Genomic DNA, 21,196 nt, shown 5'->3' on the forward strand with positions numbered 1-21,196 from the left:
AAATTAGAATACCCTTAGGACTTACCTAAGGGCTTGCTAGTAAAACATTTTTCAACACCTATTCCTTATCTATATTATAATCAAGTTTTTGATTACTATTATAATTCATATTAATGTATGCTTTAAAAGGCTAAAACTTTACACTAAAGTTTAACATTTATATAATGATATTTTTTCATTTCAATTAATTCTATTATTCAGCTGCGTTTGATTATCTATTTTTTTTATAAGTTTTTTATAATATCTTATTATTTCTCTTAGCTCATCTTCTTTATCAGCATCATCTATAAGCCTTTCTCTAAGGTCATTGATTCTACTTATAATTAAATTTTCTATATTTCTAATTTCCTCTACTTCTAATTCAATTCTCATCTTATCACCTTCCTTGTTAAATAGTATGTTCTTAAATAGTATTTTAGAATTTTAATAAGATCTTTATTATAAAAAATAGTAAGACGAAATTATATATCTATGATAATCTACCCTTTTTTCATATTTATTATTTAGTTATAAAGTAAAACATCTTTATTCATTAGTTAATGAACAAAGATGTTTTATAGCTTATAAGCAATATATCATTAAATTTAAAAGATCTTTATAGATTTATTTATAGGAAAATATAAGATTTAAATATATATAATTTATTTTTTAACTTACTTTATTTTTTAGTCTTAATTTATCAGCAACCATTGCTATGAACTCTGAATTTGTTGGCTTGCCTTTATCATTATGTATAGTATACCCAAATATTTTATTAATTGTTTCAACTTGACCTCTGGACCATGCAACTTCAATAGCATGTCTTATAGCTCTCTCTACCCTACTCGCAGTAGTATTATATTTTTTCGCTATATTAGGATATAGTTCCTTTGTAACCGCCGATAAAAGTTCCATATTATTTACTACCATAGTTATAGCTTCCCTTAAATACATATATCCTTTAATGTGAGCTGGCACACCTATTTCATGAATAATATTTGTTATTTCCTGTTCTAAGTTTGTTGGCTCGTTCTTAGTGAACTTAATTTCAGTTGTATCTATTATTGAAATAGTCTTTTTTGTTTCTTCCCCACTGCTTATAGTATTGTTAAACATTTGTCTAATTCTTTTAGTAAATACATCCATATCAAATGGCTTTACAACATAATAATCTGCTCCAAGGGTAATAGCTCTCTGAGTAATCTTGTCCTGTCCAACTGCTGATAGAACTATTATTCTTGGCATAGGGCTTATGTTCATACTATTTAATCTTTCTAAAACTCCAAGACCATCAAGATGTGGCATAATTATGTCTAACACAACTAAATCAGGTTTTCTTTCTTCGATAAGTTTTAAAGCTTCCACCCCATCTTTCGCTATGCCAGTAACAACAATGTCTCTCTGATTTAACAGATAATCGTTAAGAATATTACAAAACTCTTTATTATCATCTGCAATAATTACACTTATTTTTGATTCTTCCATATTTATTACTCCCCTTTATCTTATTAATTTCCATATCCTTACAAATAATACATTCGACAAAAGAATTTTAAATCCTTCTTATAAGCAGAACTTTTTACTAAAATCCCATTTTAAAAGATAGCACAATATTGTGCTATCTTATTATACAATGATTTACTTTTATTTTACCATACTTTTTACTTATATTTTAACTTTTTATTAATATTTTTTCTATTTTTGATATAAAAACTTTTTTATTACTTTATTTTGATAAAATATTAGCATCTTTAAGCATCCATTCTATATATATTCCATATCCAACATCAGGTTTATTTATAAGAACGTGAGTTACTGCACCTACTATCTTGTTGTCTTGTATAATCGGACTTCCGCTCATCCCTTGAACAATCCCACCTGTTTTTTCTAATAGTTTTGGATCTGTAACTCTTATTACCATGCTCTTTGGTCCTGGTTCATCTTGAGATAAGAGTTTTTCTATTTGTATATCATATAACTTAGGATCATCGCCGTCTACTGTGGTTAATATTTTAGCTGGCCCTACTTTAATCTCATTCCTTAATGCAACCTTCATAGGCTTACAGTTCTTTCCTACCAATTTAGTATTGCTTTTTCCAAAAACGCCACATTCAGTATTTTTATGAATTTTTCCTAAAACCGAATCTTCATTAATAAATACTCCTTTAAGCTCTCCAGGATTTCCTCTCAATCCTTTTTTAACAGAAATAATAGAAGATGAAACTATTTCTCCGGAATTTATACTTAGAATAGTTCCTGTATCAACATCTGTTATAGGGTGGCCTAACGCAGCGAACATACCACTTTTTTCATCGTAAAAAGTCAGGGTTCCAACTCCAGCTGTAGAGTCTCTTATCCATAGCCCTACTTTGTAATTTTTATCTTCATCACTTTTGATCGGCTTTATGATTTTTTCTGATTGCTGTCCTTTTCTTTCTATTAAAACCTTTAATTCTTTTCCATCGGAATTATTTATTTCTTTCTGTGTTTGTTCTGCATTTTTTATATCTACACCATTTATCTTTATTAAATTGTCACCTACCTGTATTCCTGCTACTGCTGCAGGGCTGGATATCTTTCCACTTTCAGTTTTGATATCTGATAATGCTACCACTAAAACTCCTTTTGTATTTAATTTAACGCCTAATGGCTGACCTCCCGGATATAAAACTATGTCATTACTGACAGCTTTAATAGAGACAGATTTTACTGGAAAAAAACCAAGAATATTAACACTAGCACTTCTATCTTTTTCAACTATATTTTTAAATCCCCTACTATTTTTTTCACATACCTTAACTAAAGTATCCGACTTTACATTTTGACCTTCTCTTATAAATATAGTTGTAGGTATATTTTGAATCTTATAATAGGCAATAAATGTTATAAGCAGGATAGGAACTATCACCCAGAACAATATACTCTTTACTTTTTTGCCCATGCTTTAACCTCCTGTCTTAATAGCATTTTTTATATTTTTAAGTTGCCCTTTTGAATATTTTATTATGCTACTATAAACTTTCATTTATAGTTAATACTTTGATTTTTAGACATAAATAGTTTGCTTCTTATTTTAAAAATTAATTACAATATTTTTCAAAAAATAAAAAAAAGACTGCAAATAATTGCAGTCTTAGGAAGCTTCAAATCTTAATTCATGTTTTTTAGAATCCGCCATTTTAATTAGTTCTTTAGCATGCTCAAGGGTAAGTTTTGTAACTTCGGATCCCCCTATCATTTTAGCTATTTCATATTCTTTTTCTTCTTTATTCATTTTCCTTACTCTAGTGTAAGTTTTTTCCTCTTTAACTTCTTTTGATACCCAGTAATGAGTATCAGATATGCAAGCGATTTGAGGAAGATGTGTTACACAAAACACTTGATGTTTGTTAGATATTGAATACATCTTTTCTGCTACACATTGAGCAATCCTTCCACTAATTCCAGTATCAATTTCATCAAATATAACAGAAGGTATTCTATCCTTATCTACAAATACTGTTTTAAGCGCAAGCATTATTCTCGAAAGCTCTCCTCCAGATACAACCTTTTCCAACGGTTTTAAAGGTTCACCAGGATTTGTAGATATGCAAAATTGGACTTTATCCATACCACTAGAAGTAAACTTATCCTCAAATTCCACATTTATTTTAAATACACTTTTCTCTAGACCAACAAAATTTAGCTCGCCTTTTATCTTTACTTCTAAACTTTCCGCTATCTTACATCTCTCATCATGTAACCTTTGACCTATAATATTTAGTTCTTCTACTAATTTATTCTTTTGTTTCTTTAAACTTTCTATAATTTCGCTACTATTTATAAATTCTTCATATTGAGTATTAATTTTATCTCTATACTGAAGAATTTCCTTTACATCTTTTCCATACTTCTTCTTAAAGCCATTTATCTGATATATTCTACTATTTATGTACTCTAACTCATTTTCATCATAATAAATATCTTCTTTTATACTCCTGATCTGTTCTATACTTCCTTCTATATTATAGTATGCATCCTGGAGTAAACTACATATGTCTTTAATCTTAGGTAAATTATTTTCTAAAGAAGCTAACTCTCTTATTATTCCGCCTAAGTTATCATAAATAGAAAGTGAATCTTCTGTTCCATTGTAAAGATTTTGATAGCCTGAATTTAAAGTTTTATTTATTTTTTCTGCATTAGAGAGAAGTCTATATTTTTCTTCCAATTCTTCTTCTTCATTTTCTTTTAAGTTAGCAGAATTTATCTCATCTATTTGATATTTTAGAAAATCTATTAGTTTCTCTCTGTCTCCGTCTTTGCCTAAAAGCTCGGATATTTTATTTCCTACAGCATTTAACTCCGTATATTTATCTTTATAGTTATCCAATATACTTTTAATATTACGTTCTCCATAGTAATCTACATAAACAATATGATTCTCTGCCGCCAATAAGTTCTGATTCTCATGCTGACCATGAATGTCTAACAATGTACTAGATACGAGTTTTAGTGTAGATAGCAGAATCGATTTTCCGTTAACCTTTGCGATGCTTTTGCCTGTTTGAAAAGTTTCCCTGCTTATTATAACTAAATCATCTATCTCTACATCTAATTCTTTAAGTAGTTCAATCGTTTTAGGGTTTTCTATAGTAAAAACAGCTTCAACAAAAGTCTTATTTTCTCCTGTTCTGATTAAGTCCTTATTAAACTTACTCCCAAGAACAAAGTTAACTGCATCTATTAATATAGATTTTCCTGATCCAGTTTCACCTGAAAGTACATTAAATCCTTTATCAAAGGATATAGTTAAATTCTCTATTAGTGCAAAGTTTTTTATATTTAATTGAAGAAGCATAAATAAAAGCCTCCTGCTATGTAATCATTTTTTTCATCTTAGAAGTTATTGTATATGCTTTTTCAGCATCTCTTGCAAGCACAAATATAGTATTGTCACCAGCAAGGCTTCCTGCTATTCCATCAAAATTTAATGAGTCAATAGCTTCTGCAGCTGCAGAGGCTGAACCGGATATCGTTTTTATTATTACAAAATTGTCAACGTTCTCAACACTAATCACCGTTTGAGTAAAAATAGTAACCAACTTGTTTGATAAAAAATTTTCAGTATGCATTATAGTAGCATACTTATACCTGCCTTTATCTGATAAAACTTTTATCAATTTTAATTCCTTTATATCTCTTGAAACTGTAGCCTGAGTGACGTCCATCCCACTTTTTCTAAGCTCTTCTGCAAGTTCTTCTTGGGTTTCAATGTCCTTTGAATTTATAATTTCTAGTATCTTTGAGTGTCTAGTTACCTTCATATACTTCACCTTCACATTCCTTCGCCCTATACGTAATTTTTTTTCTTAACGTAGTAAAATAGTCATTATTACAAAGCCTTAAAAGCCTACATTTATGTTTTGACCTTGTTATATTTATTGTCTTAGTACTATCAGTTTCTATCCATTCCTGACCATCAACTGATAAAAATATACTTTCATTATCCCTTCTAACCCTAACTGATATATTACTATTACCATCTATTACAATAGTCCTTGAAGCAAGAGATTGAGAATACATCGGAGTTAAAGCTAAAGTATCAAGCTCTGGATGTATTATAGGTCCTCCTGCAGATAGATTGTATGCAGTTGAACCGGTTGAAGTGCATATAATAAACCCATCTGCATTGAAAGTATTATAATATTTATCATTTATAAGCACTTCATACTTCTGTATTCTTGATGAAAGAGCTTTGTATAAAACTACATCATTTAACCCACTATATTTTTTTTGAGTTCCATTTTCATCATAGCTACACTCAATCATTGTTCTCTCTTCAATTTCATAGTTATTTTCAAATAGATTCCTAATAGCAGAATCTATATCTAATCCATCAACCTGTGCCAAGAATCCTAGATGTCCTATGTTAATTCCTAAAATAGGAATGCTATATTTGTGCATTTGCTTTAAAGTACTTAATATAGTTCCATCCCCACCAAGAACTATAATTACATCCAAATTGGAACTTTCAGTTTTATCTAATCCATTACCATCATTATAAACTTTAATATTAACGTTTTTATCTTCTCTTTTAATAGCATCCATAATTAAGTGTAACGTATCCCTATTCGGATCCTTTGTCGTATTCACATTAATACCTATATTCTTCATAGTGCCTCCCCATTAAGCTCCTTATGCGCTAAGTTAACTATATTTTCAACATCCTCATTTTTAAAGATTTCATCATAGTCATTTTCCTTAGTAAAATATATTAAGTATTCCATGTTTCCTTCTGGTCCTTTTATCGGTGAGAAATCTAATGCGATTACCTTTAGATTATTCTCTTTAATAAAATCTACTATTCCATATATAACTTCTTTATGAGTTGATTTTTCTCTTACAACTCCTTTTTTTCCAACTTTCTCTCTTCCTGCTTCAAACTGAGGCTTGATTAAGGCCATTATTCTTCCACTCTCATTAAGCAAATTTATAACAGTAGGAACTACTTTTTTTAAAGATATAAAAGATACGTCTATACTCGCAAAATCTGCATGTTCACCTAAGTTCTCTAACGTCACATATCTTATATTTGTTCTTTCCATACAAACAACCCTTGGGTCAATTCTAAGCTTCCATGCAAACTGACCATAGCCAACATCTATAGAAAAAACTTTTTTTGCTCCATTTTGAAGCATACAGTCTGTAAAACCTCCAGTAGATGCTCCAATATCTAAACAAACCTTATCATTTAAATCTATATTGAAATTTTGGACAGCTTTTTGGAGTTTTAATCCCCCGCGACTTACAAATGGTAATTCTTCCCCTTTAAACTCAATATTTGAACTCTCCTTAATCTTTTCTCCACACTTATCAACCCTTTGACCATCAACAAATATTTGCCCAGCCATAATACTAGCACGAGCTCTCTCTCTTGAAGAAAAAATCCCTCTTGTAACTAATAATACGTCTATTCTCTCTTTTGTTTCCGACATAGCAAACTCCTTCACCTTTAAACTATTTTCAAGATACTTTTTATAATTCCATCTGGGTCTAACCCGTATAATTTATACAAGATATCAGTTTTCCCATGTGGAATAAAATCATCTTTAAATCCGAGGTTTAAAACTTTTACTTTTTTATCTAAAGTATTTACATACTCTAGTATATATGATCCTAATCCACCTCGTACTACATTATCTTCTACAGTTACTATGTTGACTCCTTCTTCCACCAAGTCTTCAAGCACTCTTTTATCCAAAGGTTTTATAAAACAAGCATTTATAATCCTAACACTAATTCCATCACCCTTTAGTTTTTCTCTCACTTTAACTGCATGTTGAACCATCTTACCCTGTGCAATTATTGCTATTTTTCCTTCGTTATATATAGTTTCCCAAGCTCCATGTCTAAAACTCTTTAAAGGCTCCAATGTTAGTTTATCATTGTCTCCTCCTCTTGGGTACCTAATAGCTATAGGATAGCTTTGATTAACTGCCCATTTTAGCATGTTTTTAAGTTCAGGTATACATTTAGGAGACATAACTGTCATATTAGGCATCTGAGTTAAATATGACAAATCAAATACACCTTGATGAGTCTCCCCATCGTCCCCAACGATACCAGCTCTATCGATAGCAAATATAACTGGAAGTTTTTGAATGCACACATCATGCAATAATTGATCATATGCTCTTTGAAGAAAGGTGGAATACACTGCAAATACAGGCTTTAATCCTTGTTTTGACATACCAGCTGCTAATGTTACTGCATGCTGCTCTGCAATTCCAACATCAAAAAACCTATTTGGAAACCTTTCTGAAAACTCTTTAAGGCCCGTACCATCTCTCATAGCTGCAGTTATTGCCACTATATCTTTGTTATCTTTAGCAAGATCAACTAATTCACTACCAAAGGCTTTTGAATAGTTTTCACTAGAAGTAACACATAGTTCCCCACTATCGCAGTGGAAAGGTCCTATACCATGAAATTTTCCTGGGTTCTTTTCTGCGAACTCGTACCCTTTTCCTTTTTTAGTTATTACATGTATAATAACTGGTTCATTTATATTTTTTGCTTTAGATAATACCTCTGTTAACTCTTTAATATTATGCCCATCTATAGGTCCTAAATACTTTATTCCCATCTCTTCAAAGAACATTCCAGGCACTACCATTTGCTTTATACCATTTTTTATTCTCTCTAAGTACTTTGCCATACCTTTTCCTATATTAGGTATTTTCTTTATTGCATATTCTACTTCTTCTTTTAGTTTGTTATATTTAGGATCAAGCCTTATCTTACTTAGATAACTAGATACTCCTCCTACATTTTTAGCTATAGACATCTGATTATCATTTAATATTATAATTAACTTTGTTTTTCTGTAACCTACATCATTTAATGCTTCTAATGCCATGCCTCCAGTTAAAGCACCATCCCCTATAACTGCAACTACATCATGTTTCTCTTTTCTCAAATCTCTAGCCCTGGCCATTCCAAGTGAAGCAGAAATAGATGTACTACTATGTCCTGTTTCAAAAAAGTCGTATATACTTTCACTACTCTTTGGAAAACCGCTTAATCCTCCAAACTGTCTTAATGTATCAAACTTATCCTTTCTCCCAGTGAGTACTTTATGTACATAAGCTTGATGCCCTACATCCCAAATAAGTTTATCCTTATTTAAATCAAATACATCAAATAAACTTAAAGTTAACTCTACAACTCCAAGATTGGATGCAAGATGACCTCCTGTCTTCGAAACAGTATCCGTTAAAAATAGTCTTATTTCATCGGCAAGTTGCACCTTCTGCTTTAGAGACAAACTCTTGATGTCATTAATATCCTTATAATTTTCAAGTAAATTAGGCATTTTTCATCTATCCTTTTTTTAAATATGTTTAACTCTATACCACATCTATTATTAAAATATGAATTTAAACTTGCGCTAAAAGTATTAATTTAACACAAGTTATAAACTCAATTACTTTTCTCTATTTAACAAAAATAGTGTTAATTCTTTTAATTTAGAAGTATCGCCTTTTAGGTTTTCTAATACCTCTATGCATTCACCTGTAAGTGAATTACACATTTCTATACATTTATTTAATCCATAAGCTGTAATAAAAGTAGTCTTATTATTGTCAATATCAATTTTAGCTGTTTTTCCTAAAATTTCAGTATCTCCTACTCTATCTAGGATATCGTCTTTTATCTGGAATGCTAAGCCTAGTTTTTGTCCAAAATAATCTAGACTTTTCAATTCTACCTCACTGGCACCACCAAGAATTGCACCTGCCAATATAGAAGCTTTTATTAATGCACCAGTCTTCTTACTGTGCATATAATAAAGCTGGTCTATAGGTATCTTAATATTTTCACTTAGAATGTCAACAGTTTGACCTCCTATCATTCCATCTGCTCCAGAGCTCTCTGATATTATGCTACAAGCTCTTAACTCATTCTTATCTTTATCCATGCAATATTTAAACATAATATTCATCGCTTCGTTTAAAAGTCCATCTCCTGCAAGCACCGCTATAGCATCACCAAAAACCTTATGGTTTGTTGGTCTTCCTCTTCTTAAATCATCATTATCCATACAAGGTAAATCATCATGAATTAAAGAATAAGTATGAATCATCTCGATGGATGCAGCAACTGGTAAAACCTTTTTATAATCCTCTTTATACAACATATAAGTTAGTGTGAAAAGTAAAGGTCTTATCCTTTTACCACCAGCATTTATACTATATGCCATAGCCTCATAAACCTTTTTATTATGGGAGCCCTTCCCGTGAAAATACTCTCCGAGCCAAGTTTCAATTTCATTCTTTAAAGTTTCAATTGTGACTTGCTTTTCATTACTCATATCACATTTCTCCATTCATGCTTATTACTAAAATAATGAGTTGTTCTTGATATATCAAATCTTTTTATAGGAGGTCTTTAAGTACTAATCTCTACTTAGTTTAATTAGCTCTCTACCTCAAAATCCTTTTCACCATCTTCAGTAAGTATTTTTATCTTTCCTTCAGCTTCGCTTAAGGTCTTATAAAGCTTATTACATAACTTTATACCCTCTTCATACTTTTTCATGCTGTCCTCTAAAGAAAGTTCCTTACTATCCATTATGCCAACAATCTCTTCAAGCTTTGTTATCATACTCTCATAACTTTCAGTTTTTCTTGCCACAATACCACTCCCTGTTTTCAAAATTAAGAGTTAGTTATTTGCAAATGACAATTTTTAAGTATGTATAGATATTTAACCTTAGAATTATTAGTTATAACCAACCTTTAATAGCTAATTTTTAGTTATATTTATTTTACTTTTGTCTGCTAAATGTAACTCAGCACTACCATCTCTTAGTATTATTCTAATATCCTCGGAATGTTCAAGCTTATTTACTTCACTTATTACATTTTTATTCTTATCTTCAATAATTGCATAACCTTTATTTAGTACATTTAGTGGATTATGTGCTGAAAGCAACGCATTGACTTTACTAAGTTTTTCTTTTTCTTTTTCTATTCTTCCTTTTATTTTCAAGTTTATTAACTCTTTTAATCTGTCAATATTTTTATATTCATTTACAATATAAACTGCAGGATTTTGTCTATCCAGACTATTTTTTAGTAAATTTAGCCTAGTTTTCTTTTGAGATAAATTTATATTCAATAAATTATTTATAACACCTTTATGTGATGAAACTCTATCTTTAACTTCATCTATGCTAAATACTGCAATTTCTGCAGCCGCAGAAGGTGTAGGGGCTCTGAAATCACTTACGAAATCTACTATAGTAAAATCTATTTCGTGTCCAACACCTGTTATAATTGGTTTCTTAGATTTATAAACTGCATGAGCTAATGCTTCGTCATTAAAAGACCAAAGCTCTTCAATAGAGCCTCCACCTCTTGCAATTATAATAAGTTCAATATCCTTTATTCCATTTAGAGTCTCTATTCCTTTTATTATATTGTTGCTAGCATTAACCCCTTGTACTAATGCAGGATATATTACGATTTCTATATTTTTATTTCTTCTCTTTGCAACATTAATTATGTCTCTTATAGCGGCACCAGTAGGAGATGTTATAACGCCTATTTTTTCTGCATACTTGGGTATAGGTCTTTTTCGGCCTTCATCAAACAACCCTTGACTTTCAAGCTTACTTTTAAGCTTTTCAAAGGCTACGTAAAGTTCTCCTACCCCATCTAATTTCATTTCGTCGCAGTAAAACTGATATGCTCCATCCTTCTCGTAAACAGAAACCCTTCCTTTAAGTATAACCTTCATCCCACTTTTTGGGAGGAAGGTTAAGTTTTTTGCTGCGCTCTTAAACATTATACAGTTTATCTTGCTTTGCTCATCTTTTAAGGAAAAATACATATGCCCACTACTGTGAAGTTTAAAATTTGATATTTCCCCTTTTATACTAGAGTTAGACAATATAAAATCATTGTCTAATACCTTCTTAATATACTTATTTAACTCAGATACAGTTAAGGTTTTAATATACATATTAATTCTACCTTCTTAATTTAATAGATACTCATAAATCACTTTAATCAAAATATACCCTATTAAACCTAAAAACTTTATCTAATTATAACTCTTCATCTTTAGGTTATTTATTCTTAATCATATTTCCAAGAACTCCATTTATAAACGAAGCTGATTTATCCGCAGAATATTTCTTAGCTAATTCGATTGCTTCATTCACAGATACATTTTCTGGAATATCCTCTTCATACAGGAATTCATATGTACATATTCTTAATATTGTAATATCAATTTTAGATACTCTATTAAGTTTCCAATTTTTAAGATGCTTTTCAATTTCTGTATCTATATTATCTGTTTTCTCTTGAACTCCTTTAAGAATTCTTATTACATATTCCATATCTACATCTTTTAAATCCACATCTTCAGGACTAGTTTCTTTTTTTAAAGGTAGTCCAGTTAATTCATCTATCTCTTCTCTTTCGGTCTCAATAGCCTCCTTTAAGTTAGCGATAGCCTCCTTAAAGTCCTCCTTATTTATTGTCATTTGAAATAATAATTTCATAGCAAGTTCTCTTGATTTTCTTCTGTTCATTTTTTCCTCCTAATTTAGCTAAGTATTCTTCTACAATTAATTATTGTCATTTAAAGTATAATTATACTTTAAACCCTTACATCAGTTCAAGTTTAAGTTCGAACATACAAACACCCTCTGAATTCAGAGGGTGTAAATATTATTCTTCAGTTTCTTCTAAAATATCTTCCATTTTAGGAATCATAACATTTTGAACATGGATGTTTACTGCCGAAACATTAAGTCCAGTCATTGACTCAACAGCTTTCTTTACATTTTCTTGAACTTCTACGGCTACATCTGGAATTCTTACTCCATACTCTACAACAACATATAAATCAATAGCAGCGCTATTCTCACCAACGCTCACTTTAACGCCCTTTGATAAGTTCTTCTTTCCGCTTAATATTTGAGTTATACCTCCAACGAGGCTAGCGCTCATTCCTACTATACCCTTAACTTCTGTAGTAGCAAGACCAGCAATCACGCCTACTACTTCATCTGATATTTTTACAATGCCCATATCAATTTCATTTTTAATATTTTCTTCCATATATCGTACCCCCTAGGTTTTTCACATCATTCAAAAGGTAGTCTTGTTTATATTATACCAAATACAAATTTCTTTTACAAATAAAATGTCGTTATTATTAACCTTATTATAGAATATTGCCATGTTTATATCGTAATATACATTATTGTTAATTAAATTAATTCTCCATATAAAATAATGAGTCCTTCGAGTCTTAAAATTTCATTCTATTTTAAGGTTCGAAGGACTTCACAAATATGTTCAGTCTAGTTGTATATTTTATTTTTTAGTTTCGATTTCTACATCTTGTATTTTAGCTATTCCAACAACAATATTTTTTATTTCTCTTGTCTCTTTATCTGTGAGCTTGTCCTTACCTTTAACTGATACTCTTACTTTATTTTCTTCAATTGAGCAAATTACATCTTCGTATCCTTTGCTTTTTAAAGTAGTTTCTATCTTGGATTCATAGTTAGTATTCATTGCTAGTTCAGTATACTTCTTAGCTGCCTCTTCCCTATTTTCTTTAGAAACGTTCTTGTCATCAATTAAAGTCTTTAAAGTTTGTAGAGTTTGTGCATTCCTTTGATCACGAGTTAACTTAGCTTCTGCAAAAGCTTCAGTTTTGTTACTTGTCTTATTATTATTATTAAAAGATATTTGGCTTTTCTCTCCTGCTGAATCTCCGCCATTTACATATAACGGATTATTTAGCTTTGTTGCAAGCACCCCCGCACAAACAATAAGAGCTAAAAGTGTACCAATGATTATACCTTGTTTTTTATTCATTTTTATTCCCCCTATCTACCTTTCTAAAAAAATTATATGCTTAAAAATTTATTTATATGCTATTTTTTCATAGGATATACAGTAACCTTATTCTCTGGAATATTGAATAGATTTATTACAGCTCTTGATATTCTAATCTCAGTAACCTTATTTTCCGCTCCTTCTGCTACAACAACAACTCCAGAAACTTTTGGTTTAAACTTTTTAACTATAAGAGGCTCAGACTTGTCTCCATCATTAGTAATAACCACAGTACTTCCATTATTTTTCTGTGTAGTACTTCTAGTTCCACCTTCATTATCCTTTTCCTCAGTTGTACTTGTGGAGTCATTTATATTTACTGCTGGTATTTGTTCTTCCCCTGTTTCAAAACTTACCATTACTTGAACCTTACCAACACCATCAATCTGCTCCAGTGTATCCCTTAACTTATCTTGCAGTACAGCTTCGTAGCTTTCTGCGTTTTTATCAGAAGTGGAAGCTTGATCAATCTTATTGTTGCTTCCTTTTTCAACGTTAGGGCTTAAAGTTTGGATATTGGGTGAACTTGAAGTTTTGTAGAAACCTACTGTTAAAACTACTAGTACCCCTACCAAAAGTAATATAAGTAGATTGGCTATATTCTTTTTGTCTGAAGAGTTTTTGTCATTTTCATTCTTGATAAGTTTTTCTAACCACTTTTTAAAATCCATACTTTTCTCTCCTTTTTATCTTTTTTATCCTACTTTATATGTTTTGTTAAAATATTAAGTCCAAAATATTACAATAGGCAGTTATTAGTTAATAATTGTCCACGTAAATTATTTGTATTGTTCCTAAGAAAGTCTTAATTATTAGTGTAAATATAAACTTAGATTTCAACATCTAAAGTTTAGATACCTGTATTATTTCGCTGGAGACATTTAATTCGTTACTCAAGTATTTTTTAATCTCAGTAACTTTTTCGACATCTACATTATCTGTATTATTTACATACTTACTGTCTCCTCCTACACTTACCTTTTTGATTTTTTCAATTGTTCCATCTTTAACTCCAACCTTAATATCCTTTATTGCAAGCTTGTCATCTTCATTATTGTAAACTGCTTCTACCTGTACCTTATAGTTACTTTGTGGATACTTTTCCTTCAACTTCTTTTCACAATTAACTTGTAAATTCAGTTCAAATACCTCAACAGTAGAGTTTATGTTGTTTTCCTTATACTGTTTGAAATTATTTACAGTTTTCTTCTTATCAAAATTTTCAATGGTATTGCTTGTATATGCACTTAAATCGAAATCTCTATCAAATAACTTTATTATAGGATTAATAAATACCGTAATTAGAATTAATCCTAATACAAACTTTGCATATTTTTTCAAGCCATTATCCGGTAAAATCATCTCTACTGCAGTAATAAAAAATACTGCTGTACAAATTGTTATAAGCCATTCTCTGAGTGTTTGTAACAATGTTTACCACCCTCCTTCATATGTTCATACAGATCTCCTATGCCTTTATTTTTTAATCTTATCTAGCAACAACTTATTGTCTTTGAAAGATCTAATTTAATTTAAATATTGATTATAGATAAATCAACTGCATACTTGACTTATACATAGGGATATATTAGTGATTCTGAAGTACATTTAAATACTTTTTCATGAGTCTTAGCGAAGGATTTGAGAAAAGTTTAGAAGATTTGATTGTCTGAGCGTAAGCGAGTTATCAAATATTCTTAGCTTTTCTTGAATTCGAGCTTTAGACGAATTAAAAGTATTTATGGTGCTGAAGAATCACTAATATATCCCGGGATGTAAGTCTAGCTTTGTGTTGATTTATCTATACTTACTAGTTATCTTCATGCTCCAATCATTACTTTACCAGCAGTTGCTATTATAGCTATCATTAAGAAAAACATGACTGATACACATATTAAACAGGATGCAACTAACACTATTGATCCTCCTGCAGCATTTATACAGTTTACTAATCTGCTATCACTTATAGGCTCTATTAAAGCTGCTGTAAGCTTATACAAAAATGACATAATGAACAACTTGATTATAGGGAAAATCATAATCACTATAAGAGCTATAAGTCCAAAACTACTTAAGGCATTTTTAAGTAGGATAGAGTATCCTGCTACTGTGGCTATAGCGTCTGAAAGACTTTTACCTACAATTGGTATAAAGTTATCCACTGCAAACTTGGCGGTTTTAACTGTAACCTGATCTATTGTTTTTGAGGTAATACCTCTTATCGTAATTATTCCAATAAATACTGTCATTATTATCCCCTGTACCCAGAGTGCTACTTGATTTAAAAGTTTTGTAAGCTTGTCTATTTTATATTCCGAAGATAGATTATTTACAAATTGAAGTACAAAAGCCATGCATATTATTGGAATTATTACGTCCATAAATATTTTTGCACTTATAGTTATGGATCCTATGATAATTGGGTCCATAACAGCTGCTTCCACAAAACCGCCAACACTTGCAACAAGCATTATCAAAATAGGAACTAGTGCGGTCATAAATTCTGACATATCTTTTATGGTTGATCTGGCAGTGTCTACGCCTATATAAAAACTTCTCGCCATTATTACTATTAGCAAGGAATAACAGGCAAAATATGCAATATTAGATAAGCTCTCGCTGCTAAACGCCTTTTGTAAGTTAGTAAGTAATGAACAGGTAAGGGCTATAATAACTAAAAGAGCTAATAATTTTAATGATGCAGCCAATTCTCTAACAGTATACATTCCAATTGCATTAACTAATTTTTTAGTTGATAGCTTTCCATCTCCTGTTTTCATAAAATCTTTTACATAGGTCTTTACATCTATGTCTTCGAGAAGTTCATGTTTCGTCTTCATATTCGTGATATAATCATAAAAACGTTCTATTTCCTTACTTTCTACTTGTTGAATATTGCTAGGTAAAGAGCTACTACCTTGCAAAGGACTATTGCCCTCCATAGCTTGTACCTTGAAGGATGTTATAAGAACCATAAGTAAAATTAATATAATCCTTTTCATATTAACACCTACATTATCTTTAGAATTGACTGTAGTACAGCCATTAGTATAGGGATCGCAAGTACTAAAATTAAAATTTTCCCTGCAAACTCAACCTTAGCACCAATGCTACCTTGTCCAGCATCCCTACATATTTCACTACAAAAGGATGCTAGATACGCTATTGCGAGTATTTTAAAAACAGTAGTAAGATATATAAAATCTATATTTGCTTTAGCAGCCAATTGTTGAATAAATTGTAGTACTGCAGTAATTTTAGTTATCATAAACAGGAATATAAGTATTCCAAACACAATGCTTATGTAAACTGCAAGATCATCCCTTCGACCTTTGAAAACTAAAACAATAAATAATGCCAAAAATCCAAAGGCAACTATTTTTACAATCTCCATAATTTCCTCCTAAAGTTGAAACATTGTTCTTACTGAGTGAAATAACTCATTTACTTTACCTATTACCATCATAAGTATAATAATTATACCTGTTATATTACTTACAACAGCAAAGTCATCCTTCCCTGCACTTTTAAGTATCTTATCCAAAACTATTACAAGAAGTGAAACCCCCGCTATCTTAAATAACAAAGTCGGATCTAACATTTTATTTGCCCCCTTTTTTAAATTCAAACTTAGGAATTTAAGCTAAAGTAACTAATCATATATTAAATCTCTGACTAGTACTTCTTAAGCAATCTCATTTTTAGATTAGAATTATAACAAGCATTGCTCCTAGAGAAAAACCAAGATATCTATACATTTTCAGATTTTTATACATTAAGGATTCAGATTCTTCAATCTGTTTTTTAAAGCTTTCTGAGGTCAATGAGAACATTCTTAATTGCCCCTCTATATCTGATTCTCCAAGACTTTTAGCTAAATCAAGTACTACCCTTACATCCTCTTTTTTAAGATTTAAATTCTCTTTTTCTTTTAATAACACTTTGTTGAAGGCCTCATATACGTTGTCCACATCATTTGAAAACAATAAACCTGCAATTTCTTCAAATATTCTTTTAATTGGATTAATACTCTTTTTTGCCACATCCATAATCGCCTCAGGTAAAGTAGTATGTGTATAAACAATTTCGTTTTGAAGCTGATGAATGCACCTTTGAACTTCATTTAACTGCATTGTTCTCTTTTTAAACTTTTCGGCATACGTAAATCCGATTCCAGTGGAGGCACCCAGTATCATCAAACATCCTATAAGCTTTAACATTCTACCCCCTCCATATTACTGATTTATCATCAAAATCATAAATATATTCTACAGTTCCCACGCCTTTTCTATTACTAAGTACAATTGCCCTTTTAAAAACGTTATTTTCAATAATATCTTTAAAGACAGGCCTATTATACAAATCTTCAATGTCGTAACCATGTATTGTTGTAATTAAATTCACCCCAGAATTTAAAGCTGTTAAAATACTATCCATATCCTTATACGTGCCTATTTCATCACAGACAATAACATCTGGTGACATACTTCTAATAGCCATCATTATACCTTCACTCTTAGGACACCCATCCAAAATATCAGTTCTTAATCCAATTTGAAGTTGAGGTGATCCACTATAGCATGCTCCAATTTCACTTCTTTCATCAATTACACAAACCTTCTTACCAGAAAAGCTTATCCTATCCATCCCATCTGATACATTTCTTGTTATATCCCTTATTAATGTGGTTTTTCCACACTTAGGTGGTGAAATAATTATTGTGTTAATTACTTCATTTCCTTTTAAAATAAATTTCATAATGTTATCAGAGCAAGATAAAACCTCTCTACATATTCTGATGTTAACAGATGCTATATTCTTTATTGTCTTTACCTCACTTTTTTCTATCACACATCTGCCGCATATACCTACTCTATGCCCACCTCTAATAGTTATATACCCTTGTCTTATTTCTTCTTCAAAAGCGTAAATAGAGTAGTTACTCATCCTCTGTATAATATTCTTTAAATCTTCTAGATTAGGAATGTACTTATTAACAATCTCTCTATTACCAACTTGAAAAATCAATGGCTTGTCTGCTCTTATTCTTATTTCTTCAAGTTCTTTTGAAGTAATTATATCTCCAAGAGCAGTTTTAACGTTTTGCGGTAAAATGTTTATAATTTCTTTTGTATCTATCTTTCTCATCTCCTTTCTTTATATTAATTTCTATTTTCATTTATCAAAAAATATTCCAATAAAATAAAAAAAGTTAGAGTAATAATATTACTCTAACCTTTATAATTAAGCTGAGAGCTAAGTATTGATGGGCAAAAAACTTTTTACCTCTCAATATTTAACTCTCAACTAATAAAAATACCACACAAATGGATTGCTCCATTAGTGTGGTATTGCAATTTAATATATTTTAAGTATTATTTGTCACATTCACAATGACAGTTTTCCATAGATATTTTATTATGGCAATTTGGACATGTTATTTCTTCTCTCTGATTTAGTAACTCTTTATCAACGTATATATCATCATTACAAGCTTGACACTTTAATTGAACAAAGTTATCGCCTTCATCTTCATATGCTTCATAATCACTATCATATGTACCGTCCTGCAATTCACATAAATCTTCATCTATGGCATCAATATATTCTTCCATATCTCTTTGAGCTTCGGATATATCCGATATTTCCTCTGCCATATCTCTAAGTACATTGACAATTTCTACTAAAACCTTTCCTTCCTTAGTATTTTGGTCAATAGCTAACCCGTCTACTAATCCACTAAGATAAGAAACTTTTGAGATAATAGAATTCATTCAATCACATCCTTATATTTATTTTGCCATTAGTATGTCTTAAACTCTTGACATATATTCTCCTGTTCTTGTATCTACTTTTATAACTTCGCCTTCATTTACAAATATTGGAACATTAACAACAGCTCCAGTTTCAAGAGTAGCTGGCTTTAAAACGTTTGTTGCAGTATTTCCCTTAACACCTGGATCAGTTTCAGTTATCATTAATTCAACAAAGTTTGGAGCTTCTACTGAGAAAGCTTCTCCTTTATAGAACTTTATTATAGCGAACATGTTCTCTTTCAAGAATTTTATAGCATCTTCAACTTTTTCATAGTTTAGTGGAATTTGCTCAAAAGTTTCTTGATCCATGAAATAGTATAATTCGCCATCTGAATAAAGGTATTGCATTTCTTTTCTTTCTATAACTGCTTCTTGAAGTTTCGCAGTTGGGTTAAAAGTTGTGTCAGTTACTCCTCCTGTTATTACATTTCTAAGCTTTGTTCTAACGAAAGCTGCTCCTTTACCTGGTTTAACGTGAAGAAACTCTATTACTGTAAACACTTGTCCATTATCTTCAAAAGTAGTACCTTTTCTTATTTCTCCTGCTGATATCATTTATGTATCCCTCCAAAAATATTATCATTTTTATATTTTAACCTTTATAGGTAATTATATACAATCTATACAAAAAATTTATCTAGATATTATTGGTATCATTAAGCATGAACTGTTATTATATTATGCTTATAAATTATGATTGTTAGACATAAATAAACAATCTTAGATTAACTTATAAGATTTCAGATATAACTTCAAAAATCCATGTGAAGCAAGTTTTACTTTATTTTATACATATAAGTTCTTTAGGTGATTTAGATAGAATTTCAATACCATCTTCTTTTATTACTAATAAGTCTTCTATTCTAACGCCACCAAAACCTGGTATATAAATTCCCGGTTCATCTGTAACTACCATTCCTGCTTGTAATTCCTTAGCATTTCTATATCCAACCATTGGCGCCTCGTGAATTTGTCTTCCTACACCATGGCCAAGACCATGTCCAAAGTAATCTCCATATCCCTTATCTTTTATATAATCTCTAGCAACTTTATCTACATCAATAGCAGGTGTACCTGGTTTAAAGGCCCTTAGCGCTCTTTGTTGTGCTTCTAAAACAACATTATATATTTCTACCATCTTATCTGAAGGCTCTCCTATAACAAGTGTTCTAGTCATATCAGAACAATATCCTTCATAAACACAACCATAATCAAGCGTTAAAAACTCACCATTGTTTATTACTTTATCGGTAGCAACACCGTGTGGTAAACTTGATCTAGCTCCAGACGCAACAATAGAAGGAAATGATAACGCTGTAGCACCTAATTTTTTCATATAAAATTCAATTTCTAATCCAATTTCTCTTTCTGTCATACCAGGTTTTATAAATTTAACGATATGTTCAAAAGCTTTGTCAGCAATATCTGCCGCTTTTCTTATAATTTCCAATTCACTTTCATCTTTTATAATTCTGATTTCCTCAACCATTCCTTCCATAGGTATAAGTTCAGAACTAACTTTACTTTTATAAAGACTATATGTGTTAAATGAAACTACATCTTCTTCAAAACCAAGCTTTGAAATTCCATTTTTATTAACTAAATCTGCTAGAAAATCTGCAAAAGTAGTATTTTTACTATATTCAATAACTTCATATTCTTTTACGACTTGTTCCTTAGCCTGTTCTGTAAATCTAGAATCTGTAATAAAAAATGCCTTATCAGAAGTTATTACTGAAAAACTTTCATCTCCAGTAAAACCACTCAAATAATTTCTATTAGCGTCTCCAACTAAAAGTACTGCATCAAGACCTTTATTGTTCATTTTTTCTCTTAATTTTGATATTCTTTTTTGAAACATTCTTAACTCCCCCAATATTCACTTAGGTATAATACTGTTAATAGTTTTTCTTATTTTTATAACAATTATTCCTAATGAGATTAAGTCTTTAAATTATGGCCTAAAATTGTACTATATTACTACAATTCTAG

Annotated in this window: 24 protein-coding genes; all 24 read right to left on the minus strand. The window is 30.5% G+C overall.

The annotated features are described in order from the left end of the window. Nucleotides 1-180: 180 nt before the first annotated feature. Nucleotides 181-372 carry a hypothetical protein gene (locus tag AC0N0V_RS17905; RefSeq protein WP_474459902.1) on the minus strand — a complete coding sequence of 64 codons (192 nt, stop codon included), beginning with the start codon at nucleotides 370-372 and terminating at the stop codon, nucleotides 181-183. 276 nt (nucleotides 373-648) lie between these two features. Then, complete coding sequence (spo0A, locus tag AC0N0V_RS17910; RefSeq protein ID WP_474459904.1) at nucleotides 649-1,464, minus strand: sporulation transcription factor Spo0A; 816 nt, start codon at nucleotides 1,462-1,464, stop codon at nucleotides 649-651. 241 nt (nucleotides 1,465-1,705) lie between these two features. Then, nucleotides 1,706-2,920, minus strand: a complete 1,215-nt coding sequence (gene spoIVB / locus AC0N0V_RS17915; RefSeq protein ID WP_474459906.1) for a SpoIVB peptidase — start codon at nucleotides 2,918-2,920, stop codon at nucleotides 1,706-1,708. Nucleotides 2,921-3,112: 192 nt separating this feature from the next. Beyond that, nucleotides 3,113-4,819, minus strand: coding sequence for a DNA repair protein RecN (recN, locus tag AC0N0V_RS17920; RefSeq protein ID WP_474459908.1), 1,707 nt, complete (start codon nucleotides 4,817-4,819; stop codon nucleotides 3,113-3,115). Between the two features lie 16 nt (nucleotides 4,820-4,835). Continuing rightward, nucleotides 4,836-5,285: an arginine repressor gene (locus AC0N0V_RS17925; protein WP_474459910.1), complete on the minus strand. Its 450-nt coding sequence runs from the start codon at nucleotides 5,283-5,285 to the stop codon at nucleotides 4,836-4,838. Further along, the gene (locus AC0N0V_RS17930; RefSeq protein ID WP_474459912.1) at nucleotides 5,272-6,135 is read right to left on the minus strand and encodes an NAD(+)/NADH kinase; all 864 of its coding nucleotides are present in this window, start codon (nucleotides 6,133-6,135) and stop codon (nucleotides 5,272-5,274) included. The genes AC0N0V_RS17925 and AC0N0V_RS17930 overlap by 14 nt, the downstream gene beginning before the upstream one ends. Then, nucleotides 6,132-6,971, minus strand: coding sequence for a TlyA family RNA methyltransferase (locus AC0N0V_RS17935; RefSeq protein WP_474459914.1), 840 nt, complete (start codon nucleotides 6,969-6,971; stop codon nucleotides 6,132-6,134). The genes AC0N0V_RS17930 and AC0N0V_RS17935 overlap by 4 nt, the downstream gene beginning before the upstream one ends. Nucleotides 6,972-6,973: 2 nt before the next feature. Continuing rightward, nucleotides 6,974-8,836, minus strand: a complete 1,863-nt coding sequence (gene dxs, locus AC0N0V_RS17940; RefSeq protein ID WP_474459917.1) for a 1-deoxy-D-xylulose-5-phosphate synthase — start codon at nucleotides 8,834-8,836, stop codon at nucleotides 6,974-6,976. A gap of 111 nt (nucleotides 8,837-8,947) precedes the next feature. Further along, complete coding sequence (locus tag AC0N0V_RS17945; RefSeq protein ID WP_474459919.1) at nucleotides 8,948-9,835, minus strand: polyprenyl synthetase family protein; 888 nt, start codon at nucleotides 9,833-9,835, stop codon at nucleotides 8,948-8,950. 104 nt (nucleotides 9,836-9,939) lie between these two features. Beyond that, nucleotides 9,940-10,158: an exodeoxyribonuclease VII small subunit gene (locus AC0N0V_RS17950; protein ID WP_474459921.1), complete on the minus strand. Its 219-nt coding sequence runs from the start codon at nucleotides 10,156-10,158 to the stop codon at nucleotides 9,940-9,942. Nucleotides 10,159-10,269: 111 nt separating this feature from the next. Then, nucleotides 10,270-11,490, minus strand: coding sequence for an exodeoxyribonuclease VII large subunit (gene xseA, locus AC0N0V_RS17955; RefSeq protein ID WP_474459923.1), 1,221 nt, complete (start codon nucleotides 11,488-11,490; stop codon nucleotides 10,270-10,272). A 106-nt stretch (nucleotides 11,491-11,596) separates the two neighbouring features. After that, complete coding sequence (nusB, locus tag AC0N0V_RS17960) at nucleotides 11,597-12,067, minus strand: transcription antitermination factor NusB (protein WP_474459926.1); 471 nt, start codon at nucleotides 12,065-12,067, stop codon at nucleotides 11,597-11,599. Between the two features lie 139 nt (nucleotides 12,068-12,206). After that, the gene (locus tag AC0N0V_RS17965) at nucleotides 12,207-12,599 is read right to left on the minus strand and encodes an Asp23/Gls24 family envelope stress response protein (RefSeq protein WP_474459929.1); all 393 of its coding nucleotides are present in this window, start codon (nucleotides 12,597-12,599) and stop codon (nucleotides 12,207-12,209) included. 258 nt (nucleotides 12,600-12,857) lie between these two features. Beyond that, nucleotides 12,858-13,367, minus strand: coding sequence for a SpoIIIAH-like family protein (locus AC0N0V_RS17970; protein WP_474459931.1), 510 nt, complete (start codon nucleotides 13,365-13,367; stop codon nucleotides 12,858-12,860). A 59-nt stretch (nucleotides 13,368-13,426) separates the two neighbouring features. Beyond that, nucleotides 13,427-14,059 carry a stage III sporulation protein AG gene (spoIIIAG, locus tag AC0N0V_RS17975; protein ID WP_474459934.1) on the minus strand — a complete coding sequence of 211 codons (633 nt, stop codon included), beginning with the start codon at nucleotides 14,057-14,059 and terminating at the stop codon, nucleotides 13,427-13,429. A gap of 172 nt (nucleotides 14,060-14,231) precedes the next feature. Next, nucleotides 14,232-14,819, minus strand: a complete 588-nt coding sequence (spoIIIAF, locus tag AC0N0V_RS17980; protein WP_474459936.1) for a stage III sporulation protein AF — start codon at nucleotides 14,817-14,819, stop codon at nucleotides 14,232-14,234. Between the two features lie 389 nt (nucleotides 14,820-15,208). Beyond that, nucleotides 15,209-16,390 (minus strand): stage III sporulation protein AE, encoded by a 1,182-nt coding sequence (gene spoIIIAE / locus AC0N0V_RS17985; protein ID WP_474459938.1) that lies wholly within the window; start codon nucleotides 16,388-16,390, stop codon nucleotides 15,209-15,211. 8 nt (nucleotides 16,391-16,398) lie between these two features. Further along, entirely contained in the window at nucleotides 16,399-16,782 is a 384-nt protein-coding gene (gene spoIIIAD, locus AC0N0V_RS17990) for a stage III sporulation protein AD (protein WP_474459940.1), read from the minus strand. Nucleotides 16,783-16,791: 9 nt separating this feature from the next. Further along, entirely contained in the window at nucleotides 16,792-16,989 is a 198-nt protein-coding gene (spoIIIAC, locus tag AC0N0V_RS17995) for a stage III sporulation protein AC (RefSeq protein WP_474459943.1), read from the minus strand. Between the two features lie 100 nt (nucleotides 16,990-17,089). Then, the gene (gene spoIIIAB, locus AC0N0V_RS18000; RefSeq protein ID WP_474459945.1) at nucleotides 17,090-17,608 is read right to left on the minus strand and encodes a stage III sporulation protein SpoIIIAB; all 519 of its coding nucleotides are present in this window, start codon (nucleotides 17,606-17,608) and stop codon (nucleotides 17,090-17,092) included. A 1-nt stretch (nucleotide 17,609) separates the two neighbouring features. Beyond that, complete coding sequence (spoIIIAA, locus tag AC0N0V_RS18005) at nucleotides 17,610-18,536, minus strand: stage III sporulation protein AA (protein WP_474459947.1); 927 nt, start codon at nucleotides 18,534-18,536, stop codon at nucleotides 17,610-17,612. Between the two features lie 227 nt (nucleotides 18,537-18,763). Then, the gene (locus AC0N0V_RS18010) at nucleotides 18,764-19,162 is read right to left on the minus strand and encodes a CD1247 N-terminal domain-containing protein (protein ID WP_474459949.1); all 399 of its coding nucleotides are present in this window, start codon (nucleotides 19,160-19,162) and stop codon (nucleotides 18,764-18,766) included. A gap of 39 nt (nucleotides 19,163-19,201) precedes the next feature. Further along, entirely contained in the window at nucleotides 19,202-19,759 is a 558-nt protein-coding gene (efp, locus tag AC0N0V_RS18015) for an elongation factor P (RefSeq protein ID WP_474459951.1), read from the minus strand. 226 nt (nucleotides 19,760-19,985) lie between these two features. Further along, nucleotides 19,986-21,065, minus strand: a complete 1,080-nt coding sequence (locus AC0N0V_RS18020) for a M24 family metallopeptidase (protein ID WP_474459953.1) — start codon at nucleotides 21,063-21,065, stop codon at nucleotides 19,986-19,988. Nucleotides 21,066-21,196: the final 131 nt, after the last annotated feature.

The sequence above is a fragment of the Clostridium sp. CS1-1 genome (assembly GCF_056135525.1).